Origin of the sequence: Nodosilinea nodulosa PCC 7104 (assembly GCF_000309385.1) — a bacterium.
Classification (GTDB): domain Bacteria; phylum Cyanobacteriota; class Cyanobacteriia; order Phormidesmidales; family Phormidesmidaceae; genus Nodosilinea; species Nodosilinea nodulosa.
In genome coordinates this window covers 3,568,858-3,588,251 of the sequence record NZ_JH976537.1, presented here as the reverse complement: position 1 = coordinate 3,588,251, position 19,394 = coordinate 3,568,858, and the positions used below count along the sequence as shown (strand labels likewise).

The window sequence follows — 19,394 nt, the reverse complement described above, 5'->3', positions numbered from 1 at the left end:
GCTAGTGGTGGGTTCTCTGTATCTGTCACAGATTAGCGCAAACCCGCACTGTTGCTATAAACAGCTGGGCTGAGTTTCCGAGGGTTAAGTCAGGCCCTGAGGCATTCTCTGGACAGGCCTAAATTGCCGAGTCAGCAAAAGGACAAAGCCCTTGATCTGGAGCCTGCTGATTCCAGCCCGTTGGAGAAGCCTCTGACAATGACTGCTCTAACTCCACCAGATATACGTTAGTAAACAGCTGGGCGATGACCCGGCGACCGTCTGGGATTACGGCCAAATACCTGAGAGCAGGTTGAATAAATGAATACACCACATGCCAATAAAAATGGGGATAGTTGGCCCGTAGATCAGCCACCGATTCGTATCCCATTGCAGCATTGGTCCCTGTTTCTGTAAATTCGCAAAATAGAGACGAGAGCTTTTTCAGATAGTCTGAATCGCTGAGCTGCCCCAGCAGGTCAGCCGCCCGACACAGACCTGGTAAATCGCTGGTGGTTTGGTAGCCTGGTTCAGGCGGAACAGGGAATCTGGTGTGTTCAATACAGGCGACTACCGTGTCAACATTTAACAGATGATGCTCCGCCAAATGATAACTTACAAACATTTTTCCTCGATCGACATGGTAAGGGGTTAAGCTGGCGTCTGTCGAACGGCTTGGCAGCACGATCCAGTCTTCTCCGTGACCAGTTGAAAAACGGTTGACAGAGCAATCATCGCCAGGACAAATGCCTCGAACATAGCCGATGTCGTGGCACAGTAGGGCTACCATCATATTGAGCCAGTCCTGGGGCGTAAGGTTGTGGTGCTGTAGATGACGCCCTTCCAAAATCGTTTGCCCCACTGACAATACCTGGATTGTGTGGTCAGCATTGTGATAGGGCGCATCAGTGCTTTTTAAGTAGGGTCCGATCTCGTTAGCTATAGCTATGAAGGCGTACCAATACCCAAGCGCTGTACAGCCAAACATGGTGCTGTAGCCTCTCTGGAGGCGGTTTTCAATTGGCTCAAGAAAATTCTGACGCATAGGTGCTCTCCAGGGTTGTGATGTGATAATTAATCGAGCCGATTCACAGAACAGGGAGAGGTGATGAAACCATAATGTTCCTTTTTAGGGATGTTTCATCAACCATAAAAACTCACTGATTTGCCAAAAAATAGAACAGGCTCGTGAATTGTGGATAGCTTTCTAAATGAATTCTTGCTCTAATCCTCGCAAAAACTCAGACTTTACCCTGATTTACCAGCATCGACCTAAGACCATTGGGTCACAGACAAAGCCTAGCTAAACTTGCAATGCCCCGGTGTGATTCCTGTGTTTTTATGGGTTGGCATTATCACTTTTGGATGTGATCTGGATCAACCTAATTTTTGCAGTTGGGCGTAGAATGATATATGGATTCAGCTTCTCTGATAAGACTTTTGCTGCCTAAGAAGGAGAATTCCGGTTCCCATGTGGCCTAAGCGATAGGTGCACGCAATGCAACACAGTCAAAGAATGCTTAACTCTGAAGACATTACGGCTCAAGATGCCCTTCTGTTTGTCGATGATGCTCTATTTAGGGCCTTGGGGCGACGCCTTAATGATTTGGAGATCAACATATTTGTTGGCTCCTGGGAGGGGAGAACCTATGAAGAGATCTACCCTCTGAATCCTGAGTATGTTGAGAAGTCTGTAGGCTATAAGCTCTGGAAGAAGCTATCTGTTGCCCTAGGGGAGAAAGTTAGTAAAAAGCGCATTCGAGGAGCGGTTATGCGCCACTATAGCCCTGCAGAAATTGCCCATTCCCTGGGCGAGGAGTTTGCAGGAGAGATAAAAGTCGCAATCATTTGGCAAAGAGAACCTAGCTCGAATGAGCAAACTTTGATGCATGCCCTAAGTAGCTGCCTTGAACGAATGGGGTGCCATGTCCAAACCGGGGCCAGCGAGCATAAATCAGTAGAGCTAAAATCACTACAGCATAACCATTCTGACTGGCTCTCTGAGATTCAGGATGTGGATGTGCTTGTGGTCGCTTTTTCGGACGATACTGCTGCCGCCGCTGGCGTACCCGCTTAATTTAACCTAATTAACCTGAGTTCGGGTTAAGCCGATGGAGGAAGAGCGAAGTCAAGATTGAGGGAAGGCTTCTTGGGCTGATGGCAGTAGGCAATCAAGCCACAGATGACATTGACCATGAAGTTGGTAGGGCTGCGATGCCTGGAATGCTCAATCTGGGAGATGTTCTTGAGCTGGTCAATGACGGTTTCGACAATGGCGCGCTTGCGGGCCAGTAACTTGTCGGTGAGCCGCATCAAGTGGTTTGTCATGTTGCGCCTGGGTTTGGCAAAGAACTCGATGCCACAGGTCTCAAAGAGGCGTTCTGCCAGTGCTTTGGAGACATAGCCCCGGTCAGCAAAGACCTTGCCATAGAGGCCTTGAAGCAAGTCACAGGCGGGCTTGCGGTCGTCGGTATTGCCCGGCGTGATTTGGATGTTGAGCAACTCCCCTTGGTCATTAACCACCAGGTGGAGCTTGAAGCCAAAGAACCAGTCAACTGAGGTTTTGCCCCGAGCCGCCAGGCCGCGAAACACCTTGTGGCGTCGAATCCGACGGTTGTGGCACACCTTGAGGCTGCTGCTATCGATAAAGCTGATGCCGCTACAAGCGCCAAAACAGTGCTTCAGGTACACGCATAAGGGCAGCAGAGCCGACGGCATCCACTCCACAAAGCGGTGATAGCTGACCAGGCCAGGAAAGGCCTCTCGCCAGTGCACGCAGACATGCTTGTTGTAGAACGCCTTGAAGTTGCGATAGTGCTGCTGGTGGAAGCACACCAAGATTGTCATCACCTCGCTTAAGCTCAGCGATCGCTGGCGCTGACGGTGTTGAACGCCTTCACCCAGCAGCATCTGGTGCCATTTCGGCTCGAACTGACAGCAGAAATCATCAATGTGGCAAAACAGCTCTTCTAGACTATCCATAGGGGGGCCTGCTGAATCATTTACGTGATATAGCCATAGTCACGTTGGTTAGGACATCCAGGAACCCTATGACCGTTCAAACGTTTGAACGGTCATAGGAGACATGTCTTAACCAGACTGGCTACAGCTATATCAGCTTACAGAGCCCCTCCTTTCCTTATCCCGAACTCAGGTTAATTAGTTACAGCAATAAGGAAGGCTTAATGGGAAAGCCTTCAGAGATATATGATTGTCCTGATCAAAAGCAGCAAGCGCGCCACATAGCGCCCGGGCGCAAAACCGGGTGAGGCTTGGAACTAAGCGTGGCCACCTGCATTGCTGATTGACTGGCAAAACCCTTGAAACCCTGATGCTGCCGTAGGTTGGGTGGCGCGACAGCAGAACCGAACAAAGGCTTGCTGCTGTTGGGTTTCACTTCGCTCAACACCAACCTACGGCAGGGCTTTTGTCAGTAAATCAGCCTGCATTAGCATCAGTCGGAAGGGTGGCGCTCAATGACCAGGTCTCAGAGCCGCTGGTTGACAGCCATCTGCGCATTAGGAGGCAGGGCAAGCTGTGAGCCTACTGGGGCTGCTCTATTTCGGTCACCACGCCAGTCTCCAGAGGGCGGTTGGTGGTTTGAATCGAGCAGTTCGTCGGCGAGCTTTGGCTCTGCAAAACCCGAGTGGTTTGCTCACCGTTGATATTGACGTAGGCGGTTGCCCCAGCGCCAGTTTCCATGCGGGCGGGAGTGTCGAGCCAGGTGATGTGATCGAGGCGATCATGCACCCGCAGCTTGAGTTCGCCGTTTTGGCGATAGACGCGAGCGGTGGTGCGGTTGGTGCCGTTGCACACCATAACAGTAGTCACCGGAGCGTCAACCCCCGGCCCTGGCTGATTCAAAATGGTGACGTAGGGGGCATAGACCCAGCCCTCGATCGGGCCAGTGACAATGTACAGCCAGTCACCCTGGGTTTGAATAATCTTGGCCTGGGCACCCATCGGTATGGTGCCGCGAACAGCAAAGCTAGTGCCGGGGCCAGAGCGCACGTTGAGCAGATCGATATTCACCTCGGCGACCTGGGCAAAGGCCGCAGACACAGATAGGCCAATGGCGGCGGCGGTGGCAATTAGGCCAGTGGCCAGGGTCTTCATTTTCATGGTTTGTAGAATTTAACTGCAAAAAGGAAAGCCGTAGCCCGTGGGAACGACTCGGCTGGAACGATGTTTGAATAAATCATCAATGTCAACCTAGGGGATTAATCTAAGGAACTGATAAAGCTGGGCCTGTTCTGGCGATCGCCCGCCGGGAAGGCAATGGCCGTACAATTTCTCCCCTATCCCTTCACGCCGCTGCCTGTTTCCGTAGGCACGATGTAGCGCTGCAAGAGCACAAAAACCACAATGGCAGGCAGCACCGACAAAATCGACCCCGCCGCGATCAGCCGCCAGTCTAGCGAAAAGCTGCCCGCCAGCCGGGCCACCCCCAGGGGTAGGGTGTAGCGCTCGGGGCGATCGAGTAAAATCAGCGGCCAGAGAAATTCGCTCCAGGTGCCAATAAACACAAAGATTCCCAGCGTTACCAGGGCCGGGCGGGTGGCGGGCAGCATCACATTCCACCAGATTCCCAGGTCAGAGCAGCCATCCATGCGGGCAGCCTCCTCCAGCTCCTTGGGCACCCCCTGAAAGGCCTGGCGCATCAGAAAAATGCCAAAGGCCGAGGCCAGGTAGGGCAGCACCAGCCCCAGGTAGGTGTTGCGCAGCCCCAGGTTGACCGCCAAAATGTATAGCGGAATCATCACCACCTGAAACGGAATCATGATGGTGGCCACAATCAGCGCTAGCAGAGTGTCGCGACCCAAAAACGACAGCCGCGCCAGCGGGTACGCGGCCAGGGAGCACAGCAGCAGATTGGCCGCCACCGTCAGCACCGCCACCACGGTGCTGTTGAGAAAGTATTGCCCAAAGGGGTTAGACTGCCACACCTGCCGGTAGTTATCCAGGGTGGGCTGCTGGGGCAGCAGCTGGGGCGGGTTGGCCAGCAGATTCTCGGTCGAGCCTTTGAAGGAGGTGCTGAGCAGCCACAGCAGCGGAAATACCATGGCCAGGGCGATCGCCAGCAGCAGCGCGTACAGGCCCAGGTTGCGCCAGTGGGGCCATTTTGTAAAGCTATGAAAGAAGGTTGGCAGCCTGGTCTCTGGCATCACTCGTCTCTCCAATGAGGCAAGACTAGATCGCCGGTTTCTTGAAGAAACCGGCGATCTGACAGGCGAGTGACCTTGGTGGATGCCATCTTCTCACCCCAGCAGCAGCTCTTGCAGCAGCCAGAACCCGGCAAAGGATTCGCTCTCGGGGCTGGCCTGGATGCCGATGAAGTGGACCTGGTTGGCTTTGGCCTTAGCGGCCTCAAAGGCCTGGGCCTCGGAGAGCAATGTGGCGTTGGTCAATCCAGCCAAAATCCAGCTGTCGGAAGCGCCGGTTTCAAGCACGATCGCAGGGTTTTTGCCCGCCTCAATGCGCCAATAGGCCAGCTCCAGTCCCGACATCCAGGCGGCTAGCGCCGTGGCCCGGGGGGAAAAAATCAGCAGGCCGGGGATGGGGGTATTGGGGGCCAGCTCGGCCATCGCCAGGGGAAAGGTTTCGCCAAAGCCGATATCCCATTCGGGCAGGTCGGAAAAAGCGGCGGCCTCCAGGCTGACAAAGGCCCACCGCTGGCCCAGCAGAGCATCGGGTAAGGGCTGAGGACTGGGGGGCGGGGCAGCCACCGAGGGAGAAGGCGCGCTGGCATAGCCCTCCATATGGGGATAGACGGTCTGGGTGCGATCGCGCAGCCACCCCTGCAATGCCAGGGTGCGACGGCTGGGCCGGGCCGGAATGCCCGCTTCGTCGCAGGCCCGCAAAATCATGTTTTGCATCTGGTAGCGGAAGTATCGAATCCGGCTGGGGGGAGCAATGCCCTGGGCCTGGGCGGCGGCGATCGCCTCGTCGATCGCCCCATTGAGCGCGATCGAGTTAACCTCGCTGCTGGGCAAAAACTTGCTGTAGCGAAAGGTGTCAGCGCTGTCGGTCTGGCTATCGACCAGGCCCTCGCAGAGCAGCACTTCCCAGAGTTTCTTATCGTTCTCATCCAGCACGGGCCGGGAGTAAAAGTCGAGTTCCCACACAGTGCCCATAGTGCCTAGGCCTCGCTGTCGCCGAGCATGCGGCTAATGTCGCCCAGGCGGTTTTCGGCGTCGGCAAACACGGCCTCAGACTCTTTGATCAGCTCGCCGGGGTACTTTTCGAGCACCTTGGTCGAGAGAGAAATGCGGTTGCGCTCGGGGTCGAGGGCCACCACCACCGCCTTGATCGGCTGACCCACCTTCAGCACTGACGGCAGCGACTCGACGTAGTTTTTGCTGATTTGCTTGATGTGCAGCAGACCGCTAATGCCGTCGAACTCGATAAACGCGCCGAAGGGCTTGAGGCTGGCTACAGTGCCGTCGATCAACTGGCCCAGCTCCAGGGTGCTCATCACCTGGCTGCGGGCGGCAAGGCGGGCCGACATGACCAGCTTGTTGGCGGCGGGGTTGACTTCCAGAAACCCCACGGTGAGGCGCTGGCCCACGGCATCTTCAAGGTTTTCATAGGTGCGGCCCAGGTGCGATCGCGGCACAAAGCCCCGCAGCCCTTCCACATCGACCGTCACCCCGCCTTTGTTGTAGCCAGTCACTTTGACCTCTAGCACCTCGCTGGCTTCGGCCTGCTGGGCCAGCTTGTCCCACAGCTGCTTGAGCTGGAGCTTACGAATCGACAGCAGCACCTGACCGTCGGCATCCTGGTCGCGAATCACCTGAAACGAGTATTCAACGCCGGGTTCCAGCACCCCTTCAAAGGAGTTGATGGCCCGCACCGCCGCTTCACGAATGGGCAAAAAGGCCGATGACTTACCGCCAATATCGACCGTGGCTCCGTCGTTAGCACAGGAAATCACGGTACCCCGCACGGTGCTGCCCACCTGAAAATCGTAGTCGTGCGCCTCAAGGGCTTTGGCAAAATCTTCGGCGGAAAAAGTCAAGGCTGAGGCTCCTGGACAACAAACAGAATTCGACTAGCTTTCTACTATACAACGCCAACCTGGGCTGCCGCTGAGCCATAGACGCGGCAGGGCGGCCCGAGACCCTTTACAATGATGCCGAGACAACGATATAGCCCCCAGAGCCGATGGCCGACGAGCAATTTAGTCTATTCAATGCTGGTGCCGCCGATGGCATCGCAGACAAGGCCGGTGCAGACCCCAGCAGCGTCGATTTTGAGGCCATCCCCACCAGCGGGGCGGTGCCGATTCCGCCGGGAATTTACCCCAATCTAGAGATCCTGGGCACCCACTGCCGCTCTTGCCAGCGCTGTACTCTGGCCCCCACCCGTACCAATGTCGTAGTCAGCCGAGGCAGCCCCAGCGCCCCGGTGCTGATTATCGGCGAAGGGCCTGGGCAGCAGGAGGATGAGCAGGGGCTACCCTTTGTGGGCAAGTCGGGTCAGCTGCTGGAGAAAATTTTGGAGTCGGTGCGGTTTAACACCGAAACCGACGTGTACATCTGCAATATCGTCAAATGTCGCCCGCCCGACAACCGCGTGCCCACCGCTGCGGAGGTGGCCGCCTGCAAAGGCTATTTGCTAGAGCAAATTCGCCTGGTCGATCCCAAAATCATTTTGCTCACCGGGGCTACGGCGCTCAAGGGAATTCTGGGGGTTAAGTCGGGCATTAGCAAAGTTCGCGGCCAGTGGATGGAGTGGGACGGTCGCCTGTGCATGCCGATCTTTCACCCTGCCTACCTGCTGCGCAACCCGTCGCGCGACAAGGGCAGCCCCAAATGGCTGATGTGGCAGGACATTCAGGCAGTGCGGGCCAAGGTAGATGAGCTGACGAGCCGCTGAGGGCTACCCGCCGCGCTGGGTTCGGCTTTCAATACTCTGGCAATGCTCTGGGCCTAGGGAATCTCTGACAAAATAGACGAGTGGCCAAAAAGTCGCTGAGCAGCCTTTGACCTGTCTACCAGGCCAAGCCTCGTCAGACCGAGCCCCGCACACCATAAGGAGACATGAATGGATACCAATAATCTGTTGCGTCAGTTGCTGATGATTGGCGTGGGAACAACTTCCCTGGTAGCCGAGCGGGTCAAGGTCGTGACCGAAGAATGGGTGCGGGAAGGCAAGTTTAACCCCGAGCAGGCCAGAACTCTGGTAGATGAAGTGATGGCCCAGCTCAACGAGGGCAATGGAGCACTAGAAGATCAGTTTCAGCGGCTGTTTCGCAATACGCTGCAAGATCTGGGTGTACCCCGCCAGGCCGAAATGGATGAGCTGCGCGGCCGCCTCGATCGCCTGGAGCGCCAGGTGCGCGACCTGGAAAACCGCGCCTGGAAATAGCCAATTTATGGCTTGGACAGAAATCTTGGATGGCATAGCGATCGCCTCCCTCCGAGACGGTGACCAACGTTATCAAAGCCAATTCTGACGACGAAAAGACCTGGGCATTTTGTTTCTCCTCCAAGGCGCAGGCCCTGCGCCCCCATCTGGAGATGTCCTCTTTTGCAGAAGCTGCTTTATTGCTGTGGCTAGCCGCGAGCATCGGGTGTATGCCTGGGCGATCTTGCAGACCACGAAATGTTACTAGCCGTGGTTAACTCTTCTCGTCAGTGCAACACTAAATAGTGACCACAGGTTTCCCCGGCGGCAGTCGGTGGTGCCATGCTCGGAGGTTCCTATGACCGGTGCTGTACTCTCTCCCATGGACTGGCCCGCCCTAGAAGAAGGACTACCTCCCCTGTCGGGTCGAGAGGCCGATGTCGCGGCGGTCATGGCCAGCGGTGAGCCGGTATTTCTGAACCACACCAACCTGAATTTGGCCGATATTTCGGCGGGCTTCGCGATCGCCCTGCACATGCACCAGCCCAGCATTCCCGCTGGGGCCACGGGCGAGGTGATTAACCATCTCCAGTACATGTTTGAGCATCCCTACGAGGGGGACAACCACAACGCGGGCACCTTTGCCTACTGCTACGCTCGCCTGGGTGATTTCATCCCCGAGCTGGTGAGCCAGGGCTGTAACCCTCGGGTCATGCTCGACTACTCGGGTACTCTGCTCTGGGGCCTGCAGCAGATGGACCGGCAGGATATTCTGGCCAAGCTGCGCCGTTTGGCCTGCGACTCCGCCTACCAGCCCTACGTGGAGTGGCTGGGCACCTGCTGGGGCCATGCGGTGGTACCTTCAACTCCGGTGCCCGATCTCAAGCTGCACATTCGCGCCTGGCAGCACCACTTTGCCGCCCTGTTTGGCCCCGAGGCCCTGGCTCGGGTGCGGGGCTTTTCGCCGCCGGAGATGCACCTGCCCAACCACCCCGACGTGCTCTACGCCTTTGTCAAAACGCTCAAAGACTGCGGCTACCGCTGGATGCTGGTGCAGGAGCACACGGTGGAATCGCTAGAGGGGCATGGGCTATCGCAGCCCCACCTGCCCCACCGCCTGGTGGCCCGCAATTCTCAGGGCGAGGTAGAAGAGATCGTGGTGCTGGTCAAAACCCAGGGCTCTGACACCAAGCTGGTGGGCCAAATGCAGCCCTACTGGGAAGCCAAAACCCTGGGCAAAGTTGTCCTTGGCGATGCCGCCGTGCCGCCGCTGGTCAGCCAGATCAGCGACGGCGAAAACGGCGGCGTGATGATGAACGAGTTCCCCAGCGCCTTCATGCGATCGTGGTACGAAATGCGCGACCAGGGCGGCGGCCAGCGGGGTGTCGTGGGCTTTAACGGCACCGAATACCTGGAGCTGCTGGCGGCGGCGGGGTGCAGGCCGGAGACATTCCCCACCTGTCAGGCGGTGGGGCAGAGCCGACTGTGGGCAGCGATGGGGGATGCGACCGGAACCGAGGCGGTGGCGAATGCGATCGCCTCCATCCACGCCGAAGACCAGAGCTTCTCGATGGAGGGTGGCTCCTGGACGGGCGATCGCAGCTGGGTGCAGGGCTACGACAACGTGCTCGACCCGATGCAGCGCCTGAGCGCCCAGTTTCACCAGACTATGCAGCGCCAGAGCGAGCAGGGCGATACGCTAGAGCGGCAGTATCGCTACCGCAACGCCCTGATTCACAACCTGCTGCTGCAAACTAGCTGCTTTCGCTACTGGGGTCAGGGCACCTGGACGGGCTACGCCGAAGAGCTTTACCGCCGCGGTCAGGCCATTCTTGCCCACGATTTCGCTTAGGGGGTGTTTGGGGCAGAACCAGTCCCGAGTCTTGGTTGCACAACCCCCGACTGGTCGGGGCAGACGCCGTTTACCCCGCCTGAAGACCTGGTTTCATTCGAGATTCTGCCATTCAGGCTCAGGGTTGAGCTCAAAAATGTTCGTAAAAAGGGCAGCAAGTTTGACCTGCTGCCCTGGGGTGTGGAAAGAATCTGTTCACGATCGCTGTGGTTCATGCTGTGCGCAGCGATCGCAAGCGCCAGCCCAACCTATTCGTAGTAGCGCTGGTCGAGCCAGGTGCGCACGTCTTGCTCGGAGTAAAACGAGCGAGTGCGGTTAGTCACCGGGTCGTGGGCAAACCAGAGCGGTTGACCGTTGCGGCTGCGCTGCCAAATGCGAAGTTCGTTTTGACCGGTAAAGAATCTCATGGTTTTATCTCCTAATTGTTTGATGGCCCGTCCTAGACCGCTGTAGATGGGGCCGTTGTGACTGGGACTGGAATCGATACGAGCGCCTAGGGTGGGTTGCACCAGGGCTTCTAGGCGCTGACGCTGCTGTTGCAGATCGCGGTTGGGATTGCGGGTAGTGTCCATGGCATTGCCTCCCTAGGGTTAAAATATTGCTCCAGAGTTGAAGCAGACGACGCTGAGGCAGCAAACTCAGTGGACCCTTGAGGGACCTTGCCGAGCCGTAACGCATGACAGTGCTGAAGCTGATTAGCGGGTTTGTGAACCCTTGCTGTGGAGCAGTGATTGCTGGGCTGCTTTCGTCGATATACACAATCTACGCGAGCCGCAGAAATGTAACAAAGCATGACGTGAATGGGTTCTATGCAAAAAATCGATAGGCTAGCTATGGCCTCAGCCCTTAGCCTTGAAATCAGCATTTAGGGGGTTGTAATAGCGATGAACCTCAGCAAAATCAAGCTTTCTCAGCTACGCGCGCTGGTGGCGATCGCAGACTGCGGCAACTTCAGCGAAGCCGCCCTTCAGCTCGATGTCACCCAGTCCACCGTCAGCCACGCCATCGCCACCCTGGAAGACGAGCTGGGCATTACCCTCCTGCAGCGCGGTCGCCACGGGGCGCGGCTGACCCCGGTGGGCGATCGCATTACCGCCCACGCCCGCGCCATGCTGGGCCTGCTCGACACCATTGCCAGCGAGGCCAACCAGGCTCGCGGGGTGCAGGGGGGCACCCTGCGGATTGCCTCCTTTCGCAGCGTGGCGACCCACGTGCTGCCGGGGGCGATCGCGCGGCTGCACCGTCGGTATCCGGCGATCGCCATCAGCGTCCACGAAATGGATGAGCTGCACCAGCTCAAGCAGGCCCTGGTCAAAGGCAAAGTTGACCTCTGCGTCGCCGAAACCATCGACGGCGACGATGTAGAAACCCTGCCGATTTTTGATGACGACTACGTGGCCCTGCTGCCTCCCAGCTATCGCCCCATCACCGGCACCCTCAGCGTCGATGAGATGCGCAAAATGCCGATCATCGGCTCCAGCCACAGCAGCTGCGGCCTGCGCATTCGCACCGTGCTGGGTGCTCAAGAACATCCGTTGGAGATTGCCTACTGCATTCGCCACGACTCCTCCATGGTAGCGATGGTGCAGCAGGGATTGGGCCTCGCCATTCTGCCTCGTCTGGCCGCCCAGCCAGTGCCGCCTGAGGTGCAGATCTGCTCGCTACCGTTCCCGATCTCCCGCCCAATCGGGGCCACCATTCTCAAAGACGCCCTGCACACCCCAGCGCTCTACGCCTTTTTAGACGCTCTGCGGGAGGTGGGTGAGTTTAGCTGCGCCAAAGCCGTTTAGAATTCCAGGACTTTAATCATCCAGGGTTACATCGATGCGTCACCTCTATTTTCTGGTCCCTGGCACCGGCAAGCGTTTCCACTGCGGCGGGCTGTTTGCCGAACTCAAGACCCTGAGACTGGCCCAGCAGATTTGCTCTGCCGAAGTGGTCACCTACGACCAGCGCGAACCCGACACCCTCTTTTTAGATGACTTGCTCCAGCAGGCCAACCTGGACAACAGCATTTTTGTGATCAGCTGGGGCTTTCACATCCCCCGTTTGGTCAAGCGGCTGCGGGGCTACCCGGTGGTCTATCACGCCCACAGCAGCGGCTACGGGTTTAGCCTGCCGGGTGATATTCCGATTATCACGGTCAGCCGCAACTCGATGGGCTACTGGGGCCAGAAGCGGCCCAGTGGATTGATATTTCACCTGCCCAATCACATTTCACCCGAGTTTACCAACCGGCAGCAGCCTAGGGATATCGACGTGCTGGTGCAGGTGCGCAAGTCGTCGAGCTATCTGCTGAACCAGCTTGTACCGGCCCTGGAGCCCTGCTGCAACGTGGTGACTCTGACCGGGTTTGTCGATGATCTGTCGATTTTGTTCAACCGCAGCAAAATCTTTCTCTACGACTCCGCAGAGTACTGGGCGCTGAGCCGCGTGAGCGAGGGGTTTGGCCTGCCGCCCATGGAGGCAATGGCCTGCGGCTGCCAGGTGTTTACCAGCGTCAACGGGGCGCTGGCGGACTATTTAGATCCGGGGTTTAACTGCTACAAGGTTGGGGTTTATTCAGCGGGGTACGACTGCGATCGCATTCTCGCCGCCCTGCAAACCACCAACCCCCTGGCCATGTCCCCAGCCGATCTCGAACCCTACCGTGCCGCTGCCCTGCTGCCCCGGCTGGCGGTGATCCTGACCGAAATCAACCACTTTTTTGATTACCGCGCCAAGCACAGCGCCGATATCCCCGACCTCACTAAACCTCGCTTGGCCGGTCTCTGGTTACAGCGCACCGCCGCCAAAGTGCGCAAGAAGCTGGGACGATGAAGGAGTACGGGGCCACGGGAAGGGAATACCCCACTCCCCACGAACGCACCACGCACCACGATCCCCACCTTCAAGGCGGTAGGTTGGCAAAGGCACAGTCACACGAGACAATATAAGAACTGTAATATTTGAACCCTAGGCTGTGAACAACGCTTCTGTACGCACGGTATCTGACGCCAAGCGCGACTTTTACTCCCACCACACTCGTCCCATCAACTCCATCTACCGGCGCGTGGTAGACGAGCTGATGGTAGAAATGCATCTGCTCTCGGTCAACGTTGACTTTGCCTACGACCCCATCTACGCCCTGGGCATCGTCACCACCTTCGATCGCTTCATGGAGGGTTACCAGCCCGAGAACGACAAAGCCTCCATCTTCAATGCCCTGTGTCGCTCCATCAACAGCACCCCCGAGCACTACCGGGGCGATGCCGATGCGGTCAAAAACTCAGTCAGCGGGATGTCCCTTGACGACCTGAAAGGCCAGTTTGAAAACCTAGAGCACGGTGGCGAGGGCCTGCGGGGCACGCTGGCCTCGGTGGCCAACAAAGAAAAATTTAAGTACAGCCGCCCCTTTGGCATCGGCCTCTATACTCTGGTTGAGGCCGTGGCCCCTGCCGAGGCGCTCAAAGAAAAAGACGCCGTTGAAGCGTTGTTCAAAGACCTGGCCGACAAACTCAGCATCTCTCCCGACAAGCTGCAAAAAGACGTTGAGCTCTACCGCAGCAACCTGGAGAAGTTCGCCCAGGCCCAGGAAGTGATGAAAGACATGCTGATCGCCGATCGCAAAAAGCGCGAGGAGCGTCAAAAAGCTGCTGAAGCCGCCGCTGAAACCATTGCTGAGTCGGTGGATACCGCCCCCAAAGTGGCCGAGTCGGGCGAGGCGGCGGAATAACACGCCGCCCGGGGTCAGATAGGCTCCTGGCTGCCGGGGCTGGTGGCGAATGGCTTAAGCAGCTCTGCCCTGCATGAGAGTTCTAAATAGGTCGTTGGCGATCGCGGTGCCCAGCAAAATCAGGCCACACCCCACCACCATCGACAGCGTGATCGGCTCAGCCAGCAGTATGGCGCCCCAGAGCATGGCAAATAACGGAATCAGGTAGCCCACCGTCAGGGCCTTGGTAGAGCCTACGTTTTGAATCAGCCGAAAATAGAGCAGATAGGCGCAGGTGGTTGACAGCAGCGCCAGGGCCACTACCGCCGTGGCCGCTATTGGCGTGGGCATTTGGTGCGGCACGGTGAAGGGCAGGGCCGGCAGCAGCCACAGGGTGGCTCCCAGCTGGCTGCCTGTGGTTACGGTCAGCGACGACACCCCCGCCAGGTTTTGCCGAACGTAGGGAGCCGCGATCGCATACATCAATGCCGCTAACAACCCCGCCGCCACCGCCAGGCCAAACCCCGGGGTCGGATCAATCCCCCGCCACCCCACCAGCACCACGACTCCGACGAAGCCCAGCCCAAAGCCGATCTTGCGAAGCGGGGTCACTTGCTCCTGAAGCCACACCGCGGCGATCACCGTACCGAATAGGGGCGCTGTGCCATTCAAAATGGACGTAAACCCCGCCGGTAGCGATAGGGAAGCGTAGGCCAGCAGCACGAAGGGAATGGCAGAATTAATGCCGCCCACCACCAGGAGCGATCGCCAGTGGCGACGCAGCTGCGGCCCCAGTTTCAGGTGCACAACGAGAGGCAGCAGGGCAAACCCCGCCAATACCACGCGCATGGCAATCAGCCACAGCGGGCCAAACACCGGCGCCGCCACGCGCATGAATAAAAATGATCCGCCCCACAGCGCCGCCAGCAGCAAAAATTCCGCCATATCTGTTTTTCTCATAGTGACGCCTGCCCTTGGCGCTGCTGCTGACCCGCTTCCCAGCCCAGCAGCAGCGTCTTGCGCTCCAGCCCCCAGCGGTAGCCGCCCCACTCGCCCGATTCCCGAATCACCCGATGGCAGGGAATCAGGTAGCCCACCGGGTTGCGCCCGACGGCGTTGCCCACCGCCCGCGCCGCCGTGGGGCGACCGATCGCCGCTGCTAAGCCCTGGTAGGTTGTCAGGCCGCCCAGGGGAATTCTCAGCAGCGCCCGCCACACCTGAATTTGAAAATTGGTGCCTTTGACCGCTAGCACCAGAGGGTGAGCGGCGTCAGCGGCAAAACTGGGGTTCGCAAAGCGCTCCCTTAGGGAACCGCAGGCTGCCGCTGTGCCCCCTTGATCGGCTACCAGCGTTGCCCCTGGCCACTCTGTCTCTAGCAAATGCGCCGCCGCCGCCATGTCCGCCTGCTCCAAAAAGTGCAGATTGCAAATGCCCCGAGCGGTCTGGGCCAGCAGACACGGCCCAAACGGGGTGCTGTGAACGCCGTAGCGAATTTCTAGGCCCGCCCCACCAGCCTTAAACTCGCCGGGCGACATTGCCTCCAGGGTGACAAACAAGTCGTGCAAACGCCCCGGCCCCGACAGACCAACGTCATCGGCCAGCTCCAGCAGGCTCTTGGTCGCAGCAATTTTGGCCTTGGCATAGTCCGCCGTCAGATTCTGCAAAAATCGCTTCGGGCTAATGCCCGCCCACTGCGTAAACAGGCGCTGGAAGTGGTACTCGCTCAGGTGCACATGGCGGGCTACGGTGGCCAAATCAGGCTGTTCTAGATGGTTTTGGCGCAAAAATGCGATCGCCTCAGCAATTTGCCTGTAGGTCTCATCGTTGTCCGGTACAGCTTCCGTCAAAGGCTTCATGGGATCAGCATTGCCCAATTCAACTACAGTCCCCAATCTACCGACAGCCCAAAAGCCTTGCCACCCGTTTCTTGCGGCCCAGTCCTAAAGCTCACGGTTCGCTCATTTTTAAATGAGGTCAGCCAATTGGGTTAGGTTTGGGCTATGGATACCTCCCTAACCGTTATCACCGAACGGGTTGACGATATTCCCCTGTTGCTGGCCCAACTGCAGCGGATGGACGTGCAACCCCTGCTCGACGACTACTTTCCGACCCATGGGAACTGGCAGGGGCTCAGCTTAGGCCATGTGGTGATAGTTTGGCTGAGCCACATTTTGTCCCAAGCGGATCACCGGTTAAACCCCGTGCAGGCCTGGGTAGAGCGACATCAGGAAACCTTGCAACAGGGCTTGCAGCAACCGGTTCGCGCCCTTGACCTGAGTGACGACCGCCTAGAAAGCGTGTTGCGATATCTCAGTGATGATGCCCAATGGGCGTTGTTTGAACCGGCGTTGAATCAGCGTCAGATTCAGGTGTATGACCTGCACCCCAAACGGCTGCGTCTGGATAGTACCAGCGTCAGCGGGGATTGGACGGTCAATGAGTCAGGGCTGTTCCAATATGGCCATAGCAAAGACCATCGCCCCGACCTGCCCCAACTGAAGCTGATGCTGGCGACGCTAGATCCGCTGGGGCTACCGATAGCGACCGAGATTGTCTCCGGGCAGCGCGCCGACGACCCGCTCTACATTCCGGCCATCGGGCAGGTGCGTCAGACCCTCAGTCAGTCTGGGTTGCTCTACGTGGGTGACAGCAAGATGGCCAGTCTAGCGACCCGTTGCTTTCTCCAGGCCACAGGCGATTACTATCTCTGTCCGCTCGGTGGGACTCAACTCAAGGCGGAGGCGATGCGGGCCTACCTAGACCCAGTGGAGCAAGGGGCCGTTGAGTTGCAGGAGATTCACTACGACTATGCCGACGGTCACACCGCGCTGATTGCCCGAGGCTATGAGCAGACCCAGACCCGCACAGGAGAATGGGACGGACACACCTGGACGTGGTCAGAGCGGCAATTGGTCGTGTACTCCTTGGCTTATGCTCAATCCGCCCAGCAGGCCTTCCAAGCTCGACTTGAGCACGCCCAGACGGCCTTAGCGGCGCTCAACCAATCGGGGCGCGGCCAGAAAGCCTTTCCCGATGAGGTCGCCTTAGCGCAAGCCGCCGAGGCGATTCTCACCCGCTACCGGGTCAAGGCCTACGTTCAACTCACCTACTCACAACAGGTGGAGCAACACGCTGTGCGTCGCTACCGGGACCGCCCGGCTCGGATGGTGGAGCACCGTCGATTCCAGGTGAATGGCACCCTAGAAACTGAGGCCATCAACCAGCAGATGCAAACCTTGGGCTGGCGGGTCTATGTCACCAATCATCCCGCAGCGGCATTATCGTTGCCTCAAGCCGTGACGGTCTACCGCCAAGAATATCTGGTGGAGCACAGCTTTAGCCGACTCAAAGGGCATCCCCTCTCCCTCTCCCCGATGTACTTACAGCGTGAAGACCATATCAAGGGATTAATTCGCTTACTCTCGATGGGGTTGCGGCTGTTAACGCTGGTGGAGTTTCAGATGCGTCAAGCCTTAGCTGGTCACCAAGAAACCCTCTCAGGGCTATATATCGGTAATCCCAAGCGGGCGACGGCACGTCCGACAGCCGAATTACTGTTGGCCAGTTTTCGCGACATTACTCTAGTCATGGTGAATGCACGAGGGCAGACCTATGCCCATCTGACGGAGCTGACGCCTTTACAGCAGCAGATCTTAAAGGCTCTCAACTTCCCGGTAAGTATTTACACCCTGCTGGGGCCCGTATCTGACGAACCACCTTAGAAATGAGCGAACCGGGAGCTAAAGTGCTCTGTAAACGCTCTATCGGTTCCCTTGCTCCCTGCTGCCTTTTCCCTGCCGACGGTCGATCGCCTTGAGCTGGTGGTACAGCATCTCAATTTTAGGGACCGCCGCCCCTGCCGCCTGAGCGGCCCGCAGGAGGTTGCCGTACATGGCTTCGACCTCCAGCGATCGCCCCTCGTCAAAGTCAACCTTCATGCTGGTGCGGTAGGGGGCCATGTGCTCTGTGTGGGCCAGCATTTGGGCCATCAGGGCCGCAGGCAGGTGCCGCCCTTGCCCAGGGGAAAGCGCTTCCCCATCCCGCCGGGCAGCTTCCAGCACTTCGGCCATCAGCTGTTCCGCTAGCTGGCGAATGTTGGGGTCGGCCATCATCTCGGTCGTCGTGGCGTTCATCACCACCGAAAGGCCGTTAAAGGGAATATTCCACATCAGCTTTCGCCATCGGGCCAGGCGCAGGTCATCCACCAGCTCCACATCTACCTGCCCGACCCGGAAGTCTTGCCCAATCTGCTCTATCAGTGGCGAAACCCCGGCAGGCTGCTGGTCGGCGCTGTGCTGGCCCAGCAGCAGGCTGCCGTAATCGATGTGGCGAATGTGGCCAGGGCCAGTTTTATTGGCGCAAATAATGCACAGCCCGCCCAAAATGGGGCGATCGCCCACCCATTTGGCCAGCTCAGCCTCCAGGCCAAAGCCGTTTTGCAGAGTCAAAATTGCCGTTTCAGGACCCAAAATAGGCGGCAGCAGCTCCGGCAGCAGAAAATTCTGCGTTGTCTTAAGGCTGACAATCACGACATCAACGGCGGGCATGGTGGCAGTGGTGTGGTGAGCACGCACCACGGGCAGGGTAAAGTTTCCTGCGATCGACTCTACCGCCAGGCCATGGGTCACCACATGCTCATAGTCACTGTGAAGGAGGAAATGCACCTCGACCCCACCGCGCTGTAGGCAGGCTCCGTAGTAGCCGCCTACCGCTCCAGCCCCAACAATGGCGTAGCGCAGTGATGTCATCGAAATCCTATCGCTAGGTAGAGGGCGACTGGGTTATTCCTGATGCCGCAACCTTTTGGCAACCTATCGCACAGATACAGATTAGGAATAGCCCACATGCCTAGCATTTTAGAACCCGAGGCGAATTCTTTCAGCGGCGTATCCTGGCAGGAGCAGGCTGCGGAGAACTGACGGCTGACTCGTGGCCAGGCACCGAAGGAGCCTCCAGCGCAGCCTCTAGCAGTGCAGCCTCCAGGAAAACCTCAGGGAAAGTTAGCTCAATGGGCTGGGGCAAAAAATTCAGAGGCTCTAGCTCGGCGAGGGGAGCCGAAAACACCGGAACAGCTAGAGAGCAGGATGCCCAACGGCTCTCCACCGGCACCCCGAGCTGGCTACATTGGCCACCCCGGCGACCCTCTGGAGCATAAAAACGGCAGCGGCTACAAGATGACACCCGGCACTGCGCTGATTTCATAATGGCTTCCTAAAAGCTGCTCATAACCCCTACATTTTCACGCTTAAAAAATTGGGGATCATCTATCCTAAGTCCCAGACACCTGGGTAGTAAAAGACTACAGCCGATGGAATCGCCAAACTCGCTTTATGTTTTCTTTATGTTTACTTTAGGCCTATTCACATTTTATGAATTACCAATTCTCAAAACTTTAACGAACGTAAACTTGATGGGGATCATTTAAAACGGCAGCGGTATTACGGTTGACAGCGAGCGATCGCGCTAGATTTTATCAATATGGTTCTGTATACAAAATACCAAATACTGAATTTATCAATA

Annotated in this window: 19 protein-coding genes; 8 read left to right on the top strand and 11 right to left on the bottom strand. The window is 57.7% G+C overall.

Annotated elements, in window-relative coordinates; all coding sequences use genetic code 11:
• Positions 1-118 precede the first annotated feature (118 nt).
• On the bottom strand, positions 119-1,024 hold the full coding sequence (locus LEPTO7104_RS34165) for a hypothetical protein (protein ID WP_017299689.1): 906 nt from the start codon (positions 1,022-1,024) through the stop codon (positions 119-121).
• A 453-nt stretch (positions 1,025-1,477) separates the two neighbouring features.
• Here LEPTO7104_RS34165 and LEPTO7104_RS0116505 point away from each other — a divergent pair, with 453 nt between their 5' ends.
• On the top strand, positions 1,478-2,056 hold the full coding sequence (locus LEPTO7104_RS0116505) for a helix-turn-helix domain-containing protein (RefSeq protein ID WP_155523666.1): 579 nt from the start codon (positions 1,478-1,480) through the stop codon (positions 2,054-2,056).
• Positions 2,057-2,082: 26 nt separating this feature from the next.
• Here the strand turns inward: LEPTO7104_RS0116505 and LEPTO7104_RS0116500 are convergent, their stop codons facing one another.
• The 5 genes from LEPTO7104_RS0116500 to LEPTO7104_RS0116480 form a co-directional block, all read right to left on the bottom strand.
• A complete protein-coding gene (locus LEPTO7104_RS0116500) occupies positions 2,083-2,961 on the bottom strand; it encodes an IS982 family transposase (RefSeq protein WP_017296738.1) in 879 nt (292 codons plus the stop codon).
• 561 nt (positions 2,962-3,522) lie between these two features.
• Positions 3,523-4,101 (bottom strand): SH3 domain-containing protein, encoded by a 579-nt coding sequence (locus tag LEPTO7104_RS0116495; RefSeq protein WP_017299687.1) that lies wholly within the window; start codon positions 4,099-4,101, stop codon positions 3,523-3,525.
• 176 nt (positions 4,102-4,277) lie between these two features.
• Positions 4,278-5,144 carry a carbohydrate ABC transporter permease gene (locus LEPTO7104_RS0116490; RefSeq protein ID WP_017299686.1) on the bottom strand — a complete coding sequence of 289 codons (867 nt, stop codon included), beginning with the start codon at positions 5,142-5,144 and terminating at the stop codon, positions 4,278-4,280.
• A gap of 93 nt (positions 5,145-5,237) precedes the next feature.
• Positions 5,238-6,113 (bottom strand): Tab2/Atab2 family RNA-binding protein, encoded by an 876-nt coding sequence (locus tag LEPTO7104_RS0116485; RefSeq protein ID WP_017299685.1) that lies wholly within the window; start codon positions 6,111-6,113, stop codon positions 5,238-5,240.
• Positions 6,114-6,118: 5 nt separating this feature from the next.
• Complete coding sequence (locus LEPTO7104_RS0116480) at positions 6,119-6,997, bottom strand: S1 RNA-binding domain-containing protein (protein ID WP_017299684.1); 879 nt, start codon at positions 6,995-6,997, stop codon at positions 6,119-6,121.
• 146 nt (positions 6,998-7,143) lie between these two features.
• Here LEPTO7104_RS0116480 and LEPTO7104_RS0116475 point away from each other — a divergent pair, with 146 nt between their 5' ends.
• From LEPTO7104_RS0116475 to LEPTO7104_RS0116465, 3 genes are all read left to right on the top strand, one after another.
• Positions 7,144-7,857, top strand: coding sequence for a uracil-DNA glycosylase (locus tag LEPTO7104_RS0116475; protein WP_017299683.1), 714 nt, complete (start codon positions 7,144-7,146; stop codon positions 7,855-7,857).
• A gap of 168 nt (positions 7,858-8,025) precedes the next feature.
• Positions 8,026-8,349: a phasin family protein gene (locus tag LEPTO7104_RS0116470; protein ID WP_017299682.1), complete on the top strand. Its 324-nt coding sequence runs from the start codon at positions 8,026-8,028 to the stop codon at positions 8,347-8,349.
• Positions 8,350-8,686: 337 nt separating this feature from the next.
• Complete coding sequence (locus LEPTO7104_RS0116465) at positions 8,687-10,180, top strand: glycosyl hydrolase family 57 (RefSeq protein ID WP_051158503.1); 1,494 nt, start codon at positions 8,687-8,689, stop codon at positions 10,178-10,180.
• A 248-nt stretch (positions 10,181-10,428) separates the two neighbouring features.
• On the opposite strand, the gene LEPTO7104_RS34160 is transcribed toward LEPTO7104_RS0116465, so the two are convergent.
• Complete coding sequence (locus LEPTO7104_RS34160) at positions 10,429-10,752, bottom strand: hypothetical protein (RefSeq protein WP_017299680.1); 324 nt, start codon at positions 10,750-10,752, stop codon at positions 10,429-10,431.
• A gap of 312 nt (positions 10,753-11,064) precedes the next feature.
• Between LEPTO7104_RS34160 and LEPTO7104_RS0116455 the strand changes: the two genes are divergently transcribed.
• The 3 genes from LEPTO7104_RS0116455 (at position 11,065) to psb29 (ending at position 13,895) form a co-directional block, all read left to right on the top strand.
• On the top strand, positions 11,065-11,970 hold the full coding sequence (locus LEPTO7104_RS0116455; protein WP_017299679.1) for a LysR family transcriptional regulator: 906 nt from the start codon (positions 11,065-11,067) through the stop codon (positions 11,968-11,970).
• A 34-nt stretch (positions 11,971-12,004) separates the two neighbouring features.
• A complete protein-coding gene (locus LEPTO7104_RS0116450) occupies positions 12,005-13,000 on the top strand; it encodes a glycosyltransferase (protein WP_017299678.1) in 996 nt (331 codons plus the stop codon).
• A 142-nt stretch (positions 13,001-13,142) separates the two neighbouring features.
• Positions 13,143-13,895, top strand: coding sequence for a photosystem II biogenesis protein Psp29 (gene psb29 / locus LEPTO7104_RS0116445; RefSeq protein WP_017299677.1), 753 nt, complete (start codon positions 13,143-13,145; stop codon positions 13,893-13,895).
• 54 nt (positions 13,896-13,949) lie between these two features.
• Here psb29 and LEPTO7104_RS0116440 read toward each other — a convergent pair whose 3' ends face one another.
• A complete protein-coding gene (locus tag LEPTO7104_RS0116440) occupies positions 13,950-14,834 on the bottom strand; it encodes a DMT family transporter (protein ID WP_026072776.1) in 885 nt (294 codons plus the stop codon).
• Positions 14,831-15,730 carry a methylated-DNA--[protein]-cysteine S-methyltransferase gene (locus LEPTO7104_RS0116435; protein ID WP_040696855.1) on the bottom strand — a complete coding sequence of 300 codons (900 nt, stop codon included), beginning with the start codon at positions 15,728-15,730 and terminating at the stop codon, positions 14,831-14,833. The genes LEPTO7104_RS0116440 and LEPTO7104_RS0116435 overlap by 4 nt, the downstream gene beginning before the upstream one ends.
• 144 nt (positions 15,731-15,874) lie before the next feature.
• Between LEPTO7104_RS0116435 and LEPTO7104_RS0116430 the strand changes: the two genes are divergently transcribed.
• Entirely contained in the window at positions 15,875-17,596 is a 1,722-nt protein-coding gene (locus LEPTO7104_RS0116430; RefSeq protein ID WP_017299674.1) for an IS1634 family transposase, read from the top strand.
• A 39-nt stretch (positions 17,597-17,635) separates the two neighbouring features.
• On the opposite strand, the gene LEPTO7104_RS0116425 is transcribed toward LEPTO7104_RS0116430, so the two are convergent.
• Both LEPTO7104_RS0116425 and LEPTO7104_RS40195 read right to left on the bottom strand, forming a co-directional pair.
• Positions 17,636-18,622, bottom strand: coding sequence for a putative 2-dehydropantoate 2-reductase (locus LEPTO7104_RS0116425; protein WP_017299673.1), 987 nt, complete (start codon positions 18,620-18,622; stop codon positions 17,636-17,638).
• A gap of 130 nt (positions 18,623-18,752) precedes the next feature.
• Entirely contained in the window at positions 18,753-19,076 is a 324-nt protein-coding gene (locus tag LEPTO7104_RS40195) for a hypothetical protein (protein WP_071527264.1), read from the bottom strand.
• Between the last annotated feature and the right edge of the window lie 318 nt (positions 19,077-19,394).